The organism is Streptomyces coryli, from assembly GCF_011044975.1.
GTDB lineage: Bacteria > Actinomycetota > Actinomycetes > Streptomycetales > Streptomycetaceae > Streptomyces > Streptomyces coryli.
The window spans coordinates 1-648 of the sequence record NZ_JAAKZV010000597.1 but is presented as its reverse complement, the minus strand read 5'-3'; the positions used below and the strand labels follow the sequence as shown (position 1 = coordinate 648).

Here is a 648-nt window from a genome sequence, read left to right as displayed (position 1 = left end):
GGGAGGTGCCGGGACCGAGGGGTCGCTGGTGCCGCCGGGCTCGGTCCTGTCCGCGTATGGGCTGGTCCTCGGCGGCATCGCACTGCTCCGCGCGGCGACCGCCGCCGGACTGCCGAGCCTCGAACTGCACGCGGGCGGCGCAAGCTTCGCGCTGCTGTCGTCCCCGGGCCTGCCCCTGCTGGCCGCCGCTCTGCTGCTCGACCGCGGCCGGCCGAATGGGGCGGACGCGCGTGCCTCGCTCTCCCGGGTGGGGCGTCCGCTGCTCGCTCTGACGGGCTTCGTCGTGCTGGGCCGGCTGATGGCGGACAGCGGGATGATCGCGGAACTGGGCGAAGCGGTGGCCGGTGCCCCACCGCTGGTGATCGCGGCTGCCGCGCCGGCACTGGGAATGCTGGGCGGCTTCGTGACCGGCTCGAACGTCGGCGGCAACGCGCTCATGATGCCGCTCCAGGAGCGCCTGGCCCCGGACGGTGCCGGCCTAGATGTGTGGTTCGCGGCCTTGCAGAACAGCGCGGCGGGCCATGCGGTCTTCACTTCACTGCCGATGATCATGCTGATCCTGGCGGTGGCCGGCGACCGGGCAAAGGCGGGCGGGGTGACGGAGCACGGATTGCTGCGCTTCGGCTTGGGGGTGGCGGGGGTTGTGTA

1 protein-coding gene is annotated in these 648 nt (G+C 73.3%); it reads left to right on the top strand.

Going from position 1 to position 648, the window contains the following annotated elements; all coding sequences use genetic code 11:
• The coding region (locus G5C51_RS42375) for an L-lactate permease (RefSeq protein ID WP_206314904.1) at positions 1–648 on the top strand (648 nt) is incomplete at both ends.